The organism is Asticcacaulis sp. (assembly GCF_027484505.1).
Lineage (GTDB): Bacteria > Pseudomonadota > Alphaproteobacteria > Caulobacterales > Caulobacteraceae > Asticcacaulis.
Genome location: NZ_JAIXSV010000026.1, coordinates 1 through 18044 on the forward strand (window position 1 = coordinate 1; position 18044 = coordinate 18044).

The 18044-nt window shown below is 61.2% G+C and carries 18 protein-coding genes; 9 read left to right on the plus strand and 9 right to left on the minus strand.

Annotated elements, in window-relative coordinates:
- Positions 1-137: 137 nt before the first annotated feature.
- The 4 genes from Q0072_RS01455 (at position 138) to Q0072_RS01470 (ending at position 6200) form a co-directional block, all read left to right on the plus strand.
- Positions 138-1418 carry an O-antigen ligase gene (locus tag Q0072_RS01455; RefSeq protein ID WP_298324703.1) on the plus strand — a complete coding sequence of 427 codons (1281 nt, stop codon included), beginning with the start codon at positions 138-140 and terminating at the stop codon, positions 1416-1418.
- A gap of 114 nt (positions 1419-1532) precedes the next feature.
- Positions 1533-2906 (plus strand): class II 3-deoxy-7-phosphoheptulonate synthase, encoded by a 1374-nt coding sequence (locus Q0072_RS01460; protein WP_126420673.1) that lies wholly within the window; start codon positions 1533-1535, stop codon positions 2904-2906.
- Positions 2907-3043: 137 nt separating this feature from the next.
- Positions 3044-4747 carry a Cache 3/Cache 2 fusion domain-containing protein gene (locus tag Q0072_RS01465; protein WP_298324710.1) on the plus strand — a complete coding sequence of 568 codons (1704 nt, stop codon included), beginning with the start codon at positions 3044-3046 and terminating at the stop codon, positions 4745-4747.
- Between the two features lie 82 nt (positions 4748-4829).
- Positions 4830-6200 (plus strand): MATE family efflux transporter, encoded by a 1371-nt coding sequence (locus tag Q0072_RS01470; RefSeq protein ID WP_298324713.1) that lies wholly within the window; start codon positions 4830-4832, stop codon positions 6198-6200.
- Here the strand turns inward: Q0072_RS01470 and Q0072_RS01475 are convergent.
- On the minus strand, positions 6175-6498 hold the full coding sequence (locus tag Q0072_RS01475) for a YnfA family protein (RefSeq protein ID WP_298324715.1): 324 nt from the start codon (positions 6496-6498) through the stop codon (positions 6175-6177). The genes Q0072_RS01470 and Q0072_RS01475 overlap by 26 nt on opposite strands.
- Before the next feature lie 17 nt (positions 6499-6515).
- Positions 6516-7415 carry a cobalamin biosynthesis protein CbiG gene (locus tag Q0072_RS01480; protein ID WP_298324718.1) on the minus strand — a complete coding sequence of 300 codons (900 nt, stop codon included), beginning with the start codon at positions 7413-7415 and terminating at the stop codon, positions 6516-6518.
- Between the two features lie 174 nt (positions 7416-7589).
- Between Q0072_RS01480 and Q0072_RS01485 the strand changes: the two genes are divergently transcribed.
- A complete protein-coding gene (locus Q0072_RS01485; RefSeq protein WP_298324721.1) occupies positions 7590-8546 on the plus strand; it encodes a Gfo/Idh/MocA family oxidoreductase in 957 nt (318 codons plus the stop codon).
- Between the two features lie 146 nt (positions 8547-8692).
- Here Q0072_RS01485 and Q0072_RS01490 read toward each other — a convergent pair whose 3' ends face one another.
- The 6 genes from Q0072_RS01490 to Q0072_RS01515 form a co-directional block, all read right to left on the minus strand.
- Entirely contained in the window at positions 8693-8878 is a 186-nt protein-coding gene (locus tag Q0072_RS01490) for a hypothetical protein (protein WP_290798691.1), read from the minus strand.
- Between the two features lie 172 nt (positions 8879-9050).
- The gene (locus Q0072_RS01495) at positions 9051-9737 is read right to left on the minus strand and encodes an NnrU family protein (RefSeq protein ID WP_298324729.1); all 687 of its coding nucleotides are present in this window, start codon (positions 9735-9737) and stop codon (positions 9051-9053) included.
- Positions 9738-9750: 13 nt separating this feature from the next.
- Positions 9751-10470 (minus strand): hypothetical protein, encoded by a 720-nt coding sequence (locus Q0072_RS01500; RefSeq protein ID WP_298324732.1) that lies wholly within the window; start codon positions 10468-10470, stop codon positions 9751-9753.
- Positions 10471-10595: 125 nt separating this feature from the next.
- Positions 10596-11168, minus strand: a complete 573-nt coding sequence (locus Q0072_RS01505; protein ID WP_298324734.1) for a hypothetical protein — start codon at positions 11166-11168, stop codon at positions 10596-10598.
- 74 nt (positions 11169-11242) lie between these two features.
- Positions 11243-12034 carry an exodeoxyribonuclease III gene (gene xth / locus Q0072_RS01510; protein WP_298324737.1) on the minus strand — a complete coding sequence of 264 codons (792 nt, stop codon included), beginning with the start codon at positions 12032-12034 and terminating at the stop codon, positions 11243-11245.
- A gap of 238 nt (positions 12035-12272) precedes the next feature.
- Complete coding sequence (locus Q0072_RS01515; protein WP_298324740.1) at positions 12273-14210, minus strand: patatin-like phospholipase family protein; 1938 nt, start codon at positions 14208-14210, stop codon at positions 12273-12275.
- 92 nt (positions 14211-14302) lie between these two features.
- Between Q0072_RS01515 and Q0072_RS01520 the strand changes: the two genes are divergently transcribed.
- The 3 genes from Q0072_RS01520 to Q0072_RS01530 all read left to right on the plus strand — a co-directional run bounded on the left by Q0072_RS01520 (position 14303) and on the right by Q0072_RS01530 (position 16365).
- On the plus strand, positions 14303-14701 hold the full coding sequence (locus tag Q0072_RS01520; RefSeq protein ID WP_298324743.1) for a DUF1489 domain-containing protein: 399 nt from the start codon (positions 14303-14305) through the stop codon (positions 14699-14701).
- A 48-nt stretch (positions 14702-14749) separates the two neighbouring features.
- Positions 14750-15088 carry a hypothetical protein gene (locus tag Q0072_RS01525; protein ID WP_298324746.1) on the plus strand — a complete coding sequence of 113 codons (339 nt, stop codon included), beginning with the start codon at positions 14750-14752 and terminating at the stop codon, positions 15086-15088.
- 128 nt (positions 15089-15216) lie between these two features.
- Positions 15217-16365, plus strand: a complete 1149-nt coding sequence (locus Q0072_RS01530; RefSeq protein WP_298324749.1) for an FkbM family methyltransferase — start codon at positions 15217-15219, stop codon at positions 16363-16365.
- Positions 16366-16369: 4 nt separating this feature from the next.
- Here the strand turns inward: Q0072_RS01530 and panC are convergent, their stop codons facing one another.
- The gene (gene panC / locus Q0072_RS01535; RefSeq protein ID WP_298324752.1) at positions 16370-17230 is read right to left on the minus strand and encodes a pantoate--beta-alanine ligase; all 861 of its coding nucleotides are present in this window, start codon (positions 17228-17230) and stop codon (positions 16370-16372) included.
- Between the two features lie 57 nt (positions 17231-17287).
- Here panC and Q0072_RS01540 point away from each other — a divergent pair, with 57 nt between their 5' ends.
- Positions 17288-18031: an SPOR domain-containing protein gene (locus Q0072_RS01540; protein ID WP_298324755.1), complete on the plus strand. Its 744-nt coding sequence runs from the start codon at positions 17288-17290 to the stop codon at positions 18029-18031.
- Positions 18032-18044 lie beyond the last annotated feature (13 nt).

Sequence of the window (18044 nt, forward strand, 5' to 3'; positions counted from 1 at the left end):
ACCTTACGCGATAAGCGCATGGCGTAAGCGTCGGGCCCGACAAGGGCTGGGGACAAATATTGCGGTGCAACAATATTTGTCTTATTCCTGCACCAATTCTGACGTAAGAGCGGGGCGTTCGCGAAAAGATTGTGCACATGACCCCGACCAAAGCTTCAAAATTGCCGTTGCCCTCCTATACGGGCGTGATCATGGGGATCACGCTCGTCTTTCTGGCGTTCTTTACCTATGCCGGACCTCTGGGCTATGCGCTGACGGCGACCTTTGGCGGGCTGCTGCTTCTGGGTTACTGGCGCTATGCAGGTCGTTTTGGCTGGGTCGGTGTTGTGCTGCTGGCTTTGTTGCTGTGGCTGGTGTCGCGCTCGACTCTGCTTTACGACCTCCAAAGCGGGGCCGATTTCAGCCAGTACAAGACCTGGGAAGATCAGGAATGGCTGAAGATCATGCTTCAACCCTTGTGGTATGGGGCTTTGATTTTGGCAGCCTGGGCTATGAAATCCAAAACGGCGTCCGGCCTGATGAGCGTGATGCTGTACGCCTATATCGGCCTGTGTGGCCTGATCATCGTCGATGCCCTGTCGGGTGCGCGCCTCTATCAGGCCGTGTCCGCAGTGCTCTATAAACCCATTCGCCCCGACCTCGCCATGGTCAAGGTGTCGCTCGCCACCTATGCCTTCGTGCTACTTTACTGGCCTCTCATGCTGGCCGGAGAGCACCGGTTGCGCGTAGTTAAACTCGTTGCGCTGGCCGCCTGTATTATCGCGCCACTGGTGACCGGGGGGAGTGCGCCGCTGATGGCCCTGATCATATCCGGAGCCGTGTTCTGGATTGTGCGCCGTTTTCCCGTCGTCGCTGGCATAGGTATCTACAAGGTCATGGCCGCATTGGTCGGCTTGAAAATCCTGTTCACGCCCCTGATCATCGACCTTATCCGGCGTCTGGGCTGGGGGGACAATGTCCGTCAGTTTCTACCCGCCTCATGGGATGCGCGCCTCGATATCTGGGAGTATGCGGCGCAGAAGATCTTGCAGAAGCCGTTTCTGGGCTGGGGCTTCGACGCCAGCCGCCATTTCGGCAAATCTATCCCCCTGCATCCGCACAACATGTCGATTCAGGTGGGGCTGGAACTGGGCTATATTGGTCTGTTCCTGCTGGCGGCCGTGTGGGTTTTGCTGGTCCTGCGCATCGGGCGTGGGGCCCCGGAAGTGCCGCCCGCAGGCTTTGCTGAGTTACGCGAACTGTCCAAAGCCGAGGCCTCCCTACAAACCGATCCGCGCCCTTATGCGCTGGCGACGCTTTCGGCTGTGTTTGTCATTGCGCAGCTCAGCTTTGGTATCTGGCAGGAGTGGTGGCTGGCCCTGATGGCGCTGGTGACGGCCATCTATCTGATGGCGCGTACCGCCTCGCAAAAGGTCTGAAAACCGGCGTGTAGTTGCGGAATATACTATAAATTACTGTGTTCTCAGCGGTTTTGGCAGATTTCGACGATTGTGGATATTGAGTTTGCTTCGCCCTCCGCTTAAATAGCGGCCATGAACAAGTCCTGGTCTCCCCATAGCTGGCGCGCGCGCCCCGCGCTCCACATCCCTGACGATTACCCCGATGCGGCGGCGTTACGTGCCGCTGAGGCCGAAATCGCCACGCTGCCGCCGCTGGTTTTCGCCGGTGAAGCCCGTCGCCTAACCTCTGCGCTGGGTAAGGTCGCCAATGGCGAAGCCTTCCTGTTGCAGGGCGGCGACTGCGCCGAAAGCTTCAAGGAATTTTCGGCCGACAACATCCGCGACACCTTCCGCCTGATCCTTCAGATGGCCGTCGTGCTGACCTTTGCCGGCGGCAAGCCGGTGGTCAAGCTGGGGCGCATAGCGGGTCAGTTCGGTAAGCCGCGTTCCTCGCCGGTGGAAACCATCGGCGACGTGACGCTGCCCAGCTATCGCGGCGACAATATCAATGGCATGGAATTCACGCCCGAAGCGCGCATTCCGGACCCGCAGCGTCTGGTCAAGGCCTACCATCAGTCGTCCTCGACCCTGAACCTGCTGCGCGCCTTCGCCAATGGCGGCTACGCGGACCTGTATAACATCCACAAGTGGACGCTGGGCTTCGTGTCGGGTTCGCCGCAGGGTGAGCGTTACCGCGAACTGGCCGAAAAGATTTCCGAGACGCTGAACTTCATGTCGGCCATCGGCATCACTTCGGACAAGGCGCAGGAAATCCGTCAGGTCGATTTCTTCACTTCGCACGAAGCACTGCTGCTCAATTACGAGCAGGCCTTGACGCGCGTCGATTCGACCTCCGGCGACTGGTACGACACTTCGGCCCACTTCCTGTGGATCGGTGAGCGCACGCGTCAGCTCGATGGCGCGCACGTCCACTTCATGCAGGGCATCAAGAACCCCATCGGCGTCAAGTGCGGCCCGACGCTGGAACCCGATGACCTGAAGCGTCTGATCGACGCGCTCAATCCGGAAGGCATCCCCGGACGCCTGACCCTGATCGGTCGCTTCGGCTCGGACAAGGTGGGCGAGCGCCTGCCGCGTCTGATGAAGGCGTCGCGTGAACACGGCGTGCCGGTGGTGTGGTCGATCGACCCCATGCACGGCAATGTCGTCAAGGCGGCCAATGGCTACAAGACACGCCCCTTCGACCGCATCCTGTCGGAAGTGCGCTCCTTCATCGACATCGCGGCGTCGGAAAACGTCCATCCGGGTGGCCTTCACCTGGAGATGACCGGTCAGAATGTCACCGAATGTCTGGGCGGTGCGCACGCCCTGAGCGAGGACGAACTGAGCCACCGCTACCACACGCACTGTGACCCGCGCCTCAATGCCGATCAGGCGCTGGAACTGAGCTTCCTTGTGGCCGAGCGTCTGCAAGGCCTCAAGGACAAGGTGACCAAGGCGGCTTAAGCCTGCTCACAGCGCTTAATCGCTAAAAAGGGCCGCTTCTGCGGCCCTTTTTTTGTTTGCAACCCGCCTATTAATAACTTGGTTACCGGAGCGGCAAATAGTCGCAGTCAGGCTTTCCTGTTTGTCTGAGGCGTACCATGTCGGTTTTTTCTACCCTGCGCGGCCGTATTCTGTCGGCGGCGTTTGTCTGTGTCAGCGTGGCGGTACTCGCCATCACAGGGATCGAATTTTTCAACTATCGCTCCAATCTCGAAGCTCAGGTGCGCCGGGACCTCGAATGGTCGCTGCGCGTGGCCGCCGACCGCTATGCGCAGGCCAATGGCGCGCAGGTCGGGATCACAGACGGGGTGGTGACCGACGTCACCGCCGACAGTGTCGCGGCACCTGAGGATCATACGCTGGTCGATGAGACGGGCAAGATCAACAAGGGTTACGTCACGGTCTTCGGCGTCGATGCCGAAAAGCCCGGCGATTTTGTCCGCCTCAGCACCAATGTCATCAAGCCGGACGGCAACCGCGCCGTGGGCACCAATCTGGGTAAGGACAGTGCCGCCTGGCCGTTGATCAGCCGAGGAGAACCCTATTTTGGCAAGGCCGCCATTCTGGGCGAGGATTATCAGACCGCCTATGCCCCTATCCGCAACGGTGCGGGTGAGGTGATCGGCATTCTGTTCGTCGGCGTGTCCAAGATGGCGGATATTACCAAGGCCCTGTGGACGCAGGCCTTTCTGCTGCTGGGCTTTGCGGTCGGGACGCTGCTGGCGACCATTGCGGTGCTTTATCCGCTACTCGGCCGCGAACTCGGCAAGATTCAGAGGATCGCCTCGGCGGCCCGCGATGTGGCTCAGGGACAACTGGATCGTGATATTCCGCACGCTGCGGGGCAGGACGAGATTGCTCTGATCGCCCGTGCGGTTACGGACCTGCGCGAGGCCGCCCGCGAACGCGAGGCCATGCGCCGCCAACAGGCCGAGGAAACCGCGGCCGCTCTGGCGCGCCGTGATGCCGGTCAGCAGGACGTCGAGCGCTTTCTGGAGCAGGTGCGAGGTCTGTTTGGCACGCTTCAGAGCGATATCCGGACCTTTGCGGACCTCAGCCACGTCCTGCGCGACATAGGCGGCCAGACCGAGCGCGCGACGGCACAGGCGGCGCAGACGAGTGCGCAGGCCTCTGGTTCTGTCGCGGATATGGCCGAAGCCACGACGCAACTGGCGGCAACCATAGAGGAGGTCACGGCGTCGGTGCAGAGTGCCTCTGACGTCATCCGCAAGGCCGGGCAGGAGGGCGAACTCGCCTCACAAAAGGTGGGGCAACTGGTCGAAGCCGCCGGCCGCATTGGTGATGTTGTCAATCTCATTCAGGCGATCGCGCAACAGACCAATCTGCTGGCGCTGAATGCCACCATCGAAGCGGCCAGAGCCGGTGATGCCGGTAAAGGCTTTGCCGTCGTCGCCACCGAGGTCAAGTCTCTGGCCAATCAGACGGCCAAGGCCACCGAAGACATAGTCAGCCAGATCAGCGCCATCCAGACGGCGACCCACGAGACGGTTGAGGCCATTCGCACGATCACGGGCGTCCTGATCGAGGTCGAGAACCTGTCGGCGGGCATCCACGGTGCAGTTTATGAACAGAGCACAGCGGCGGCAGCCATTTCCAACGGCGCCAGCACGGCCGCGCGCAACGCCGACACCACACAACAGGCTGTGCGGGACGCGGCCGCTCAGGTGGCGCATTCGCGCGAAGCCAATCAGCGTCTGGACGACACGGCCCGGCGTGTGACCGATGGCCTGCAAAGCCTGTCTGCGGCTGTGGAGACCTTTGTTGGTCGCCGCGCGGCGTAGCGCTGACCACCTGACACACTCTGTCAGCAGAGCCGTGATCACAGCGTTGATGCGGTAAGCGAAACCGGCTACAGGCGGGGGTATGACCAGAGCCCTGTACACCGCCGCCTTTAAGGAACTGTTCCATCTGTCGTGGCCGGTGGTGGGGTCGCGTCTCGGCTTCATGCTAATGGGCCTGATGGACACGCTGATCGTTGGGCATTACAGCGCGGCGGAACTGGGCTATCATTCGCTGGCCTGGGCCCCGACCTCGATCTTCCTCGTCACCTCGATTGGCCTGCTGGTCGGGATTCAGGTCAAGACGGCGCACTTTATCGGCGCCGATGAGCCGCACCGCATCGGGCCGGTGTTTCAGCGCGGCATGGTCTATGCCATCATCCTTGGTCTTTTCGCGGCGGTGGTGCTGTTTCTGGCCGGGCCAGGACTGCTGCATCTGGCCGTCAAGCCGGACATGGCCGATGGCGCGTCAGGCCCATTGCTGGTTTTTGCCCTGTCCATGCCGTTTTACATGATCGCCGTGGCGGGTTCGGAATTTCTCGAAGGGCTGGGGCGGACGCGTCCGGGCCTTGTCTTCACCTGGGCGGGCAATGTCATCAATGGCGTGCTGTTGTTGCTGCTGGTGCCGGGCGTCGTTACCCTTCCGGGCATCGACAGCGACGGGGCGATGGGGGCGGCGCTTTCGACCCTGATCGCGCGCGCCTGCGTTATGGTGGCCCTGATCGTCTATGTCCTGACCCTGCCGGGCATTGCCCAATATGGCCTGTTGAAGCGGCACAATCCTGACCCGCAAGGCGGCCGCGAACAGCGTCAGATCGGCTATGCCGCCGGGGCGTCCTACTTCATCGAGGTGGCGGCCTTTGCCGGCATGACCCTGTTTGCCGGGCGCATTTCCGAAGAGGCGGTCGCCGTCTGGGCCATCGTGCTCAACTTCGCGTCCATCGTGTTCATGGTGCCGATGGGGCTGGCCATAGGTTGTTCGGTGCTGGTCGGGCGCGCCTATGGGGCCGGAGACATGCCAGGACTGGCGCGCATGGGCCGCGTCAGCTTTTCAGCGGCGGCGGCCTTTATGATGGGCGTCTGTCTGGTGGTGCTGATCGGGTCGCAGTGGATCGCGGCGGGCTATACGTCTGACGACGCCCTGCGCAGCGGGGTACAAGCAGCCCTTTTGCTTTCCTGCCTGTTCTTTGTGCCCGATGGCGTGCAGGTGGTGACGGCGCAGGCCCTGCGCGCGCGTCAGGATGTCGTGGTGGCACCTGTGCTGCACTATATCGCCTATGGGCTCGTCATGCTGCCGGTGGGCTATGGGCTGGCGCTGCACGTCGGGCAAGGCGTGCCGGGCCTGATCTATGCGGCGGCTGTGGCCAGTTGGGTGTCGGCCATCCTGCTTCAGGCGCGATTTATGTGGCTGGACAAGAAGGCGCTTTCTTCTACGAGCGTGGTCCCCACAGAATAAGCCCGGCGCCGATCAGGCAGACCAGCAAACCCGCCCCGTCCCACAGGTCGGGTTTCTGCTTTTCGATCAACCACATCCAGCCAAAAGACGCAGCGATATAGATGGCCCCATAGGCGGCGTAGGTGCGTCCGGCGGCCCCGTTGTCGGGCAGGGTCAACAACCACGCGAAGGCCATCAGGCACATCAGGCCCGGCACCAGCCACAGCGGCGACTTATGCAGACGCAGCACGGCATAAAGGCTGAAGCAACCGCCAATTTCGCACAGGGCGGCGAGGGCATAGATGAGCAGGGTTTTCATGCCCATAGCCTGCCCGATCAGACCCCCAAAATCCACCCTTCTTCATTCAGCGCGATGGCGGCTTCGTCGGCGCTGAGGTGTGCCGGCGCGGCGAATTTGGCCGCCAGCGCGTCCTTGTCGTCCAGCTCAGCCAGAGCCGTGGCCGTCAGGCGCACCTGAGCCGCGTCCTTGACTTCGCCCGGTTCGGCGACGCCGGGATAGAGGGAGGGATAGATTTCGGCCAGCACGGTGTTCACGCCGTCCAGCGTCTCTTCGTTGAACGCCCCAAAGCCGGTGTCAAACGGCCAGATGACCGCCTTACCGTCAAGGGCCGTCTTCACCGCGCGAACGGCTGGAATCCCTAGCAGGGTCTGACCGCCGACCACGCCTGCGCCGTGCATCTGCCACACGCTCTTGGCCTGAGACGATTTGCCGAGTTTGCGCGCCGCCTCTTCGGTCAGGCGAAACTCCGGGAAGTCGCCGTAAGAGGCGGGTTTCAGCGTCGAAAGCCACTTCTGCGCCGCGCTCTTGGGGCAGCCCCAGAAGGGATAGGCTTCATCGGTCATCAGCCGGTTCATCTTGGCGGCGACGGCAAAGCGGTTATTGGTGTTGTCGGGCTTATCGACGACGTTTTTGACAACGAAGTCCCACATCTGGGTCCAGCCATAGAGGCCAAGCTTCGCCGCCGTGCCGCGCGGGAAGCCGAAATTGAAGTCGAAGCCGACGAAAACGCGGTCGCCGCGCTTATGCAGATCGGCGAGGAGGGTTTTCAGCAGCGCCACGGCTTCGGCGCGCGTCGCCGGATTATGCCCTTCGTAGGACAGGCGAAAGCGCACGTCGCGCTTCATCACGCCGATCCATACCGAAGACTCGCCGGTCTTCTTGCCCTCGGCGGCGCTCCAGTCAACGATCACATAGGCTCCGAAAAGACGCGCCATAGGGCTTCTCCGATGCGGGCGGTAAAACAATCGCGCGCTTTTAGCCCAAGGTGGCGGCGTGGCCAAACCCTAAACTGTGCATTGTCGCCGCGAATACCGCTTTTATGGTTACACAAGGGGGGAAATCCTGTGTACAACGGGCGCGGTTTTATGACTTTGTAAGGTGTGACGCTCATGACCGTCCTACGCGCAGGGGTCGCCGGTGCCGGCGTTTTCGGGGGGTATCACGCCAACAAGTACAAGGAGGCCGAAGCGGCCGGCCGTGTACGCTTTGTGGGTATCTATGATCTCGATAAATCCCGTGCCGAAGCCACCGCTGAAAAGCTGGGCGTAAAGGCCTTTGGCGGCGATGAGTTCGAGGCGTTTCTGGCCGAGTTGGATGTGATTACGGTGGCCGTCCCGGCCTTTGCTCATGCACAGGTCGCTTTGAAGGCGCTGACGGCAGGGGTGCACACCTATGTCGAAAAGCCGCTGGCCATCACGGTCGAAGACGGTGACGCCATGGTCGCTATGGCCGCCGAAAAGGGTGTGGTGCTGGCCTGTGGCCATCAGGAGCGCGCCGTGTTTGAAGCCATGGGGCTTTATGCGGTCCCGGAACGGCCGCTGCGTATGGAAGCCGTGCGCAATGGCACGGTTTCGACGCGTAATCTGGATGTGTCTGTCGTGCTGGATCTGATGATCCACGACCTCGATCTGGGGCTGACCCTGGCCGCCGGAGAGGCGGGCGGCGTTGAGGTGTCGGCACGCTTTCGCGAAGAGGCTGGATACACAGCCGTGGGAGCCGATGAAGTCACAGCCGAGGTCAAGTTCGACGATGGGTTCGTGGCGACCTTTGCGGCGTCACGTATGGCCGAAGCCCGCGAACGCACCATGCGGCTGGTCTATCCGTCGGGTGAGGTGTTTATCGACCTGCTGAACCGCAAGTTTGAAAACGGCACACCGTTCGACCTCAATCCCGACTTTGCGCAGGCCGATATTGCGCGTGATCCGCTGGGGACCAGCGTGTTCCGTTTTCTCGACACGGTGGCCGGGCAGCGCGACACGCCGCTGGCGACCGGCGATGAGGCGTTGAAGGCGTTGTGTCTGGCGTTGGCGATTGATGATGCCGTGTCGGGTAAGGACGCGGCTTAGGACTCAAACCGCGAAAAGTACGAACGTCTTTGTGTGGATGCTTCGTGCGAACCGCCTGATACCGTAGATGCCGCCCGCATATCAAAGGCCCTTCGGGCACGCACAGAGTCGGCATTCGTGCTTTTCGTGCCGTTAGTGGCTAAATTTTACCGGCTTTTGAAAATCACGGCAAAGGCCAGCACGGCATAGCCGGCCCCCATCAGCACATACTTGTACTGGGTCATGAAATCGACGCCTTCGCCCTCGAATGGACGGAAATAGCCGATCAGACTGGCGAACACGAGGCTCACCGAGATCAGGAACAGCAAGATTGTCGTTGCCGTCAGTTTCATGAAATACCCGCGCGTTTACCCCGGTTCCGCATCCTATCCGCAGTTATTCAAACATTTGTGATGAGATCAATGGGGCGTTAAGGATTTTTTTGCGGCGTTGCACCGAAGTCGGGAAGTCACCCGTCAACATTCGCGCACAGGGTGAAAAATACAGGGTTTGCCGCGGAAAACCTCAAAGCGCCGGACGCAGGAACAGCAGTTCGTGCAGCACCACCAGACAGGTAAAGACCGATGTTGCGACCATGACGCGCAACACGCCCAATTCTGAGGGTTCGAAACGCCCTCGCTTCTGAGCGATGGCGAGGAAGGGCAGGATGGAGGTCGCGCGCATGATCGCCTGATACGACTCGCCGTACTTTTCTTCGCGCTTGCGGTCGATGCTGTTGGCCCCCAGAAGGCTGAGCGCCAGAAGCGTGCCGAAAAACACCCAAGCCGCCAGCGTGCCGGTAGTGATCAGGTGCGTCGCCGACAACAGGCCGATACCGGCCAGCACCGGGTGACGGCTGATGCGGATAATGCCGCTGACCGGATGGTCGGGCAGTGTGCTGAGCGAGCGCAGGGCCGTCGGGCTGGGGCTCAGGGCCCCGACGATAATCAGCATCAGGCTGACGAAGTTGACACCGAACGCCAGAATTTTCAGAAAGAACGGTGCCGACCACAGGTGCAGATTGGCCGGGTCACCGCGGGAGTCGTAATAGGCAGCGATCATCCAGAAAAAACCCACGATCGACAACAGGCTGAACAGGAGGAAGTAGGTGCGGCTGCCGATGGCCCCGATCATCTGCTGCCGCAGATCGGAGCCAGACACCAGAATATGAATCAGGATGAAGAAGGCGCAGGCCAGAGCCAGGGTCCACATGAAAAGGTTCGCCTTACAGATACTGAATCAAGGGTGAATTGAGCACGTCGCCATCCTTGGAGGCCGGTTTGGGTGTCGGTGGCGGGGCGTCGTCATTATCTTTGTCATCATTGCGATGATCGTGAACCGGCGGCTTTGGGGCGGGCTCAGGCGGCGGTGGCGGCGGCGCGGGGGGCGTCAGCTCTTTTTCGATCTCGGCCAGTGGCTTACGGATGATGGCTTCGACATGATAGAACCAGCGCCGCGCCGTTTCCATGGCCGCGCGCGGCCCTTCGGCGCGCGCCGTCAGGGCGTCATTGGGGTCCCACAGGATCAGTTCAAAATCGGGCTTTGACGGGTCGTTGAACATCAGGCGGATGGTGACGCGATCCACCTGCGGTGCGATGTCGTCGAACATCTTATGCGCGCCGCCACGGATGATGCGGGCGGCGACCTTGTTATTGACGAACACCTCGATGCCGATCAGCTCAGCCATGCTGTAGAGGCGCGTCGGCAGCTTACCGAACTCACGCACGATCACGCAGCGATTGCCGAGATAGGAGAGGGCGGCAGCAGCCTTGCGTGCCGGTTCGATAGAGGCCACATCGGCCTTAGCGCCATTCAGCGCCTCGGCCACCTCGTCCTCAAGCTTTTTGGGCGCTTCGACGCGCGAATCCCATATCCGGTAAAGGATAAGCAGGATGGCCAGAGCGGCTGCCGTCAGGATGACGATGGTCGGCAGATACTGGTTCACGGCGCTTGCGTTCAACCCCCAAATACGAACTTCTCGCGCATATTAACCACGATTTGGCGCAGCCGTTAAGAGCCCGCACGCCACAGGTGTGGATTTAATCCTTGGAAGCACGTTCAATTTCCGGTTCAGATTGCGCTTTCAGATTGCGCTGGGCGGACCGGCTGCGCCTTGGGCGGTGTGCGTTTAATCACCGCGTCTATATGCGACAGCCATTTGCGGCCCAGTTGTACCGCCTCGCTGGCTGTTTTGGGATAGGCGGCGTGGGTCGTCAGGTCACCGAACAGGGTGACCTCAAACTCCGGCGTCTCCAGATCATTGAAGATCAGGCGTAAAACGACGCGAGAGGCCCCCGGATAGGTTTCTTCGAGGACGCGGCGCGGTTCGCCCTTTTGTGTGCGCGCGACGACGCGCTCATCGACGATCAGTTCGGCCCCTTCAATCTCATCAAAGGTAAAGACCAGGCCGTGCCGCCCCAGATCCCACAGTATGGCCAGATCGCCGTGGGTGAAGTCGAGGCCAGCGGCTTTTTTTGTGCCGGTATCGAAGATGATAGCGTCTGGGGCCTTACCGATGGCGGCGGTCAGGCCGCGCGTCAGTCGGCGGGTGCTCTCATACCACCACAGGGCCCCTGACGCGACGAGGGTCAGGAGCAGGGCCGCAAAGGCAAACCACAAGATGACGCGGAAGGCTTCTTCCATCACACCGTTACATGACCGATCATATGTTTAATCAGTCCTTACCGGTATCGGGTTAAGAATAGGTATAGTGTCTGCTAAACGTCGAGTTCCACGCCCACCGGGACGTGGTCCGACGGTTTGGCGTCATCATGGGTGCGACCGCGGGCGTGCTTGTGGATTTCAAAGCCTTTCAGGCGGTCGGCGGCTTGTGGCGACAGCAGGTGGTGGTCGATACGGATGCCCTCGTTCTTTTGCCACGCCCCGGCCTGATAGTCCCAGAAGGTGTAGCGGTTGCCTTCGGGTGGCCGCAGGTCGCAGGCGTCGCTGTAGCCGAGGTTTTTCAATGATTGATAGGCGGCGCGCGTCTCCGGCTGATACAGCGCGTCATCCAGCCATGCCGACTCCCGATAAAGGTCAGACTTGGTCGGGATGGTATTAAAATCACCTGATAAAACGCTGATCTCTTCAAAGGCCAGTATCTCCTTGGCGCGCGCCTGCAAGCGCTTGTACCAGCGGTGTTTATAGGGATATTTGTCGGTACCGATCGGGTTGCCATTGGGCAGGTAGATGGAGGTGACGCGCACCGGCACCGGGCCATCGACCACGGCTTCGATATAGCGCGACTGCGCGTCTTCCGGCTCGCCCGGCAGGCCGCGCACCACATCGATCAACGGTTGCTTCGACAACAGGGCCACGCCGTTCCACGTCTTTTGTCCGTGCACGGCGGCATTGTAGCCCAGCCGTTCAAAGGCCTCATACGGGAACTTTTCATCTAGGCACTTCAGTTCCTGAAGGGCGCAGACATCGGGCTGCGTCTCTTCGAACCACTCCAGGATCAGGGGCAGGCGCGCATTGACCGAATTGACGTTGTAGGTGAAGATTTTCATGCCGGACCCTGCTGAGTTATTTAAATGATCTCTAGGCGGTAGGGGGGGGGGGGATTCAAGATTTTAAAGGTTGTTTTTCTCCTCCCTACGAAGTGGGGAGGTGGCGGCGAGCGAAGCGAAGCTGACGGAGGGGTATTACCGTCCGTGAGATACCCCTCCGCCTCGTAAACTCGGCACCTCCCCATACAATGGGGAGGAGGAAGATCGCGACAGCTCTACCCCGCTTTGCCGCGCGCCGCTACAGCTTGGGCTGCGGTTTTTTCGGCCCCTTGAGGAAACGCGACAGGGTCACGCCCTGCGGTTTCAGCGTGTATTTCAGCTTGTCGGGGCGTGGCGGGGTCAGGAAGCTGTCGTCCGGCGTAAAGGCCGGAATATTCGGGTGCAGGCTGATGCCCAGCTTGCGAAGCTGTGTCACCGGGTGCTCAAGCTGGGCCAGACTTTGCACGCTGGTCTGATAGCCGGATTCCACCGCCAGATCATAGGCGTGCCATTCGCGAATTTCGACGCCTTCAGGTTCGGGAATGATCAGTAGGTCGCAGGCCAGACGGCTTTGTTCCAGATCGGCCGCCGTGGTGATGGTGGCCGAGCGCATCAGGATGGAGACGATGGGCGGCCCCTTGCGCCAGTCGCCCTTCAGGAACCAGGTCGGCAGGCTCTTGGGGACGTGCACACTCTTGGGGTCAATGCCCTTGGCGCGCGTGACATCGACGCCGATGACGGTCCCCAGATGCGAATTGCGCATCATCAGGGCCGGAAAGGAGCGCATCACCGCCCCATCGACCAGCACTTGATCGTCTTCGACCACGGGCGGCATGACGCCCGGCAGGGAGATGGAGGCGCGCAGGGCCTGACGCAGGCGGCCTGACTTATGCACCTTGATGGTGCCCGAGGTCAGGTTGGAGGACAGGCAGAAGAAGGGCAGGGGCAGGTCTTCGATCAGCACGTCGCCAAAATGCTGCTCCAGCCGCTGATCGACCTTGCGCCCACCGGTCAGGGCGACAAAGGGGAAGGTGACATCATCCAGCGGTGAGGAGACGACAAAGGCTTCGCGGATATGGGCGTCGATTTCGGCGTCGGACCAGTCGAGCGCTACGCAACCGCCGATGATCGCCCCCATGGACGAACCGCAGATGAAGTCTATGGGGATATGGGCTTCGCGCAGGGCCTGCACCGCGCCGATGTGCGAAAAGGCGCGCGCTCCGCCGCCGGAAAACACCACCCCGATGGAATGGCCGGTGACGATGCGGGCAATGCGCGCCGCGTCAGGCAGCGAGTGCTCACCGACGTGGAACCAGCGCGCCGGTTTGAAGGCGTCGAGCCAATCGCGCGTATGGGCGATCACCTTACGCCCGTCGGCTTCCTGCGCCTGAATGAGGATAAGATCGGGCGCGCGTTGCAGGCCCAGCGGATCGAGCAGTTGCGAGTCTTCGAGGTTCAGCGTGCTGGCCGGCAGGCGCGCCGGGTCACTGTGCAGGCGCTGCGAATGGTGGCGGGCATCGGCGATCCAGAAGGTGTGATCGACCTGACGCGAGCTAAGCAGCCGCCAATGGCTTTCCGGCTTTTCAGCGACGTGCAGCACATAGTCGTTGTGCGCCTCGGCCTCGGCAAAAACATCGGCCCCGGTGCCGTGGTGGTCCTTATCGAGCACGGCGACGCGATAGCCCAGAGCGCGCACCTGTTCGGCGATACGTTCGACCAGCGGGCGGACGATAATGTCGTTCAGCGCGAAAAAGGCGAAGACATTGGGGGTGTTGTGGCGGCGGCCTTCGCGCGGCGTGCCGGAGCGGGCGCGTTCGATCATCTGCTTCGACAGGGCCAGCAACACGTCCGGTGCGGCTTCGATGGCCTTGAGGAAGTCGGCCTTGGGGAGGACCATCAACTCGCAATCGCGCAGCGCAATGACTGTCGAGGTGTGCGGCGTGTCGGCGATCAGCGACATTTCGCCCACCGGCTCTCCCGGCTTGATCACCCCGATCAGGTGCAGGCCCTGATGGTCGTCGTCGTGGCGGAAGACGCCCATGCGCCCGCTGCGCAGCAAATAGAGATGATCGGACTCGTCGCCGGCGCTGAACAGCCGCGTGCCGCCGGTCAGGGTAATCCAACTGGCCGCCTTAAGCCCCGACGGCGTGTTGAACAGTCGGGCGAGGGCGGCTTCGAGAGAGGTGTCTTCCGCCATGCGGGTGGCCTTGAATTATGAGTCTCTTGCCCATAGATAGCCCCGGCGGGCGTTGTTGCCAATGTGGTTAAAAATTGTGGAGCTTGCGTAGGATGAGCGTTAATCTGGTCAAGCTGTGCGTAGGGGCCGATACGGTCGATGATCTGCTCCGCTGGGAGCAGGGGCACAAAACCCGCACCATCCATACGCGCCAGACGCCCAAACGTGCCGAGGAACTGCTGGACGGTGGCTCGCTCTACTGGGTGATCAAGGGCGTCATTCTGGTGCGGCGTCCGATCGTGGCCATCGACACGGTAGAAGGCGACCTGCCGCAATGCCTGATCACGGTTTCCACCGAACATATCCTGACCGAGCCGCAGCCGCGCCGTCCGTTTCAGGGCTGGCGCTATCTGGAGGTCAAGGATTCGCCGCGCGACCTGCCGCAAGGGGCGGGAGGCGAGGCGCTACCGGCAGACCTGATCGCCGCCCTGCGCGACGCCGGGGCGTGGTGATAGTGAAAGGTCTTATTCTGATGTAATAGTGGCCCCACAGGAGGCCATATGACATTTCTCGATTTAAACAAACTTGAAAAACTAAGTGAAATGGCCACCCCTGGCCCTTGGTTTGTGCGTCAACTCGATGATGATTATTGCATGAGTGCGATAACCGTCTCGACTAAGCCGGACACTGCTGAAAATAAAAGTTGGAACTTAGGTGATTGGCCAACGTCCGAGATCGTTGCTGGCTGTTTGATACAACATCCCCGTTATGTCGATCCAGCTGATGGCCGATGGGAAGAGAACGCAGCTTTGATCGCGGCTATGCGTTCAGTATTACCCGAATTGATAAAGTTGGCCCGAATAGGTTTGAGTGTGCAATCGGGGCAAACCGAAGCGTGAGGCGCGTAGTCAAAAAGGCAGCTTTTACAACTGCGCGACGCCGGGGCATGGTGACGATCTCTGTGATAAGCTGGCGGCGAATCGCCGGGGATTGACGCCCGGAAAGAGTCACAGGCGGAGGGACGTCGATGCGTTATCGCGAACTGTTGGACGGGCCTGTGGATTTTGGCGATGCCGGGTTTCTGGCGCGGCTTGACGCCTTAAGCCGGGCACGGTCCGATCTCGATTATGACCGTGTGCCGCTGGTGCTTCTGGGGGCGGGCTCAGTGATGGCCCAGAGCTTTGTCCGCTATGCCTGCGAGCGGCTGAATGTCATCGCCGTGGTTGATAATCTGCGCGCCGGGCAGAGCCTTTACGGCTTGCCGGTGATTGGCGACGCGGCGTTGAGTCAGCTTCTGGCAAAAAAAACCGACGCGGTCGGCGTCATTTGTGCCGGCTCGGAAAAGCCGGCCAAGCATTTTCAGGCCATCTGGGGCGCGCATCCGGGGCCCTTGCTGTTCTATTTCGAGGTCATGCCAAAGCTGGGGCAAACCTTTAGCGGCAATGCCATGTTCACGGCGCTTCAGGCCTTTTCGGACCGCGACGAGGTGGCCGCTATCCATCGTCTGGGACAAGAGCTGTTCACGGACGCCGAAAGCCTTCGCACCCTGTCGGCGCTTCTGGCCTATCGTCTGACCTGGGATGCGGCGGCGCTGGACGGCATTACGCGGCCGCATGATCAGATCTATCTCGATAATGCGCTTTGCCCGCCGTCGCGTAACGATGTGCTGGTCGATGGCGGAGCGTATGATGGCGACACGGTGCGTGCCTTCTTCGGGCATCTGGGCGGGCCATGCCGGCAGGTGCACGCTTTTGAACTTGATCCTGAAAACTTTACGGCTCTGAGTGAGGCCTTTGCTTCGACGCTGCACGTGACCTGTCACGCCGCCGGCCTGTGGAGTCAGGCCGACACGGTGCGGTTTTCAGCCACCGGTGCGATGGGGAGCCGCATCGACGCCGACGGTAGCATTGAGGTGCCGGTGGTCGCCCTTGATGCGCTGAATCTGGGGGAGGTCACCTTCGTCAAGCTGGATATCGAAGGCGCCGAAGGGCCAGCCCTCGAAGGGATGCGCCGGACGATTGAGACCTACCGTCCGAAACTGGCCATCAGCGCCTACCATAGATCCGACGATCTCCTGTGCCTGAGCGCTCTGATCCGGGACATGCGGCCCGACTATCGCTTTGAGCTGAGACACTATTCCGGCATGATCTGGGACACACTGCTGTACGCGGGCTAATCCCTTAAACCGCGATATTGTCGATCAGGCGGGTCTTGCCGAGCCACGCCGCCGCCAGAAGGCGCAGGTTCGGCGTCTGTGCGTCAGCCATCGCCAGCGTATCGGCGTCGCGCAGCTCCACATAGTCCACCGGACCAAAACCGGCGGCCAGAAGGTTGGCCTTCGCCGCGTTGAGCGCCTTTTCGCGGTCGCCACCCGAACGCACCGTCTCTGCCACGGCATTCAGTTCGACGATCAGGCGCGCCGCCGTCTGGCGTTCATCGGCGCTGAGATAGGCGTTGCGCGACGACAGGGCCAGGCTGTCGGCTTCGCGCACCGTGGGCATCCCCACCACCTCGACCGGCAGATCGAGATCGCGCACGAAGGACTTCACGACCTGAAGCTGCTGGTAATCTTTTTCGCCGAAGACGGCGACGTCGGGCTGCACCTGATTGAACAGCTTCATGACCACGGTGGCCACGCCGTCGAAAAACTGCGGGCGGAAGGTGCCTTCCAGTTCGCGCGCCGGGCCTTCGACGTGGACGCTTGAGGCAAAAACGGCGGGGTACATCAGCTCAACGCTGGGCAGGTACAGCAGATCGGCACCGACGCTTTCCAGAAGCTGCGCGTCCTTGTCCTCGGTGCGCGGATAGCGGTCGAAATCCTCATGCGGCGCAAACTGTTTGGGGTTCACGAAAACCGAGACCACCACCACATCGCTTAAGGTTTTGGCATGCCGCACCAGCGCCAGATGCCCTTCGTGCAGCGCGCCCATGGTCGGCACAAAGCCGATACGCAGCCCCTTGTGGCGAAAGCCGGAAACCGCCGTGCGCAGGGCGCTCAGGTCGCGGACGCGGGGCAGGGGAGAGGCAGCGGAAACGGGCATGGGGCATTAACCAAAATTACTAACGACGATTTAAACGGCTTGTGAGAGGATAGGGCTATGCGCTCTCTCTTTTCCGTTTCGAGACTGGCTCTGCTGACCGTCGCCTGCGTGGCGGCCGGGCTGTCGGGGTGCGATATGCCCAAGGGCGACGGCAAGGATTTCCAGCGGATGGCCGCGCGTTTAGCGGAAATCGACATCGAAGGAAAGGGTGACCAAGCGTCATCCGCTTCGGAGTCTTCATCCTCCGCCACGCGTGACGAACAGATTCAACTGGCTTTTGAAACGGCCAAGGAACTGACCACGGGCAAGGATGGCCTGCTGGCCGCCATGCCGAAGGACGCGGCGGGCAGCCTGATCCGCGTGGTCAATCCGCTCGATATGGAGCGCCCTGACGCGGACACGCCGCTGGATACGGGCGTGTCTGCGTCTGCGAGCGTGCTGGCCCAGACCCAGACTGAGCCCCCGACTGAGCCAACGGTAAAGGGAGTGCCTGAAAAGGTCGCAAAAGCCCCAGTGCTCAGAACCGCGGCCAGACCCGCCGACAATGGCATTGAGCAAATGGTGCGCAGCGTTCAGGTGGGCTCATTCAGCTCGCGCGCGGTGGCCGAAGCGGCGTGGCACGACCTGCGCGCCAAACATCCGGGCCTTGATAATTTCAAGCCGATCCTGCAACCAGTCACCGCTGCCAATGGTCAGGCACTGGTGCGTTTGCGTATTGGGCCGGTCAATTCGCCCGAACAGGCCGAACGCCTTTGTAACCAGTTGGCGATACAGGACGCGTGGTGCCGTAAGGCCGGGTAACAACGGTATTAAG

Bases quoted from the DNA above. Each gene is read 5' to 3' on its own strand.
- Q0072_RS01465 (WP_298324710.1), top strand. From the start codon at position 3,044: ATGTCGGTTTTTTCTACCCTGCGCGGCCGTATTCTGTCGGCGGCGTTT.
- Q0072_RS01455 (WP_298324703.1), top strand. From the start codon at position 138: ATGACCCCGACCAAAGCTTCAAAATTGCCGTTGCCCTCCTATACGGGC.
- panC (WP_298324752.1), bottom strand. From the start codon at position 17,230: ATGCCCGTTTCCGCTGCCTCTCCCCTGCCCCGCGTCCGCGACCTGAGC.
- Q0072_RS01490 (WP_290798691.1), bottom strand. From the start codon at position 8,878: ATGAAACTGACGGCAACGACAATCTTGCTGTTCCTGATCTCGGTGAGC.
- Q0072_RS01460 (WP_126420673.1), top strand. From the start codon at position 1,533: ATGAACAAGTCCTGGTCTCCCCATAGCTGGCGCGCGCGCCCCGCGCTC.
- Q0072_RS01505 (WP_298324734.1), bottom strand. From the start codon at position 11,168: ATGGAAGAAGCCTTCCGCGTCATCTTGTGGTTTGCCTTTGCGGCCCTG.
- Q0072_RS01520 (WP_298324743.1), top strand. From the start codon at position 14,303: ATGAGCGTTAATCTGGTCAAGCTGTGCGTAGGGGCCGATACGGTCGAT.
- Q0072_RS01515 (WP_298324740.1), bottom strand. From the start codon at position 14,210: ATGGCGGAAGACACCTCTCTCGAAGCCGCCCTCGCCCGACTGTTCAAC.
- xth (WP_298324737.1), bottom strand. From the start codon at position 12,034: ATGAAAATCTTCACCTACAACGTCAATTCGGTCAATGCGCGCCTGCCC.
- Q0072_RS01540 (WP_298324755.1), top strand. From the start codon at position 17,288: ATGCGCTCTCTCTTTTCCGTTTCGAGACTGGCTCTGCTGACCGTCGCC.
- Q0072_RS01495 (WP_298324729.1), bottom strand. From the start codon at position 9,737: ATGTGGACCCTGGCTCTGGCCTGCGCCTTCTTCATCCTGATTCATATT.
- Q0072_RS01470 (WP_298324713.1), top strand. From the start codon at position 4,830: ATGACCAGAGCCCTGTACACCGCCGCCTTTAAGGAACTGTTCCATCTG.
- Q0072_RS01530 (WP_298324749.1), top strand. From the start codon at position 15,217: ATGCGTTATCGCGAACTGTTGGACGGGCCTGTGGATTTTGGCGATGCC.
- Q0072_RS01475 (WP_298324715.1), bottom strand. From the start codon at position 6,498: ATGAAAACCCTGCTCATCTATGCCCTCGCCGCCCTGTGCGAAATTGGC.
- Q0072_RS01485 (WP_298324721.1), top strand. From the start codon at position 7,590: ATGACCGTCCTACGCGCAGGGGTCGCCGGTGCCGGCGTTTTCGGGGGG.
- Q0072_RS01480 (WP_298324718.1), bottom strand. From the start codon at position 7,415: ATGGCGCGTCTTTTCGGAGCCTATGTGATCGTTGACTGGAGCGCCGCC.
- Q0072_RS01525 (WP_298324746.1), top strand. From the start codon at position 14,750: ATGACATTTCTCGATTTAAACAAACTTGAAAAACTAAGTGAAATGGCC.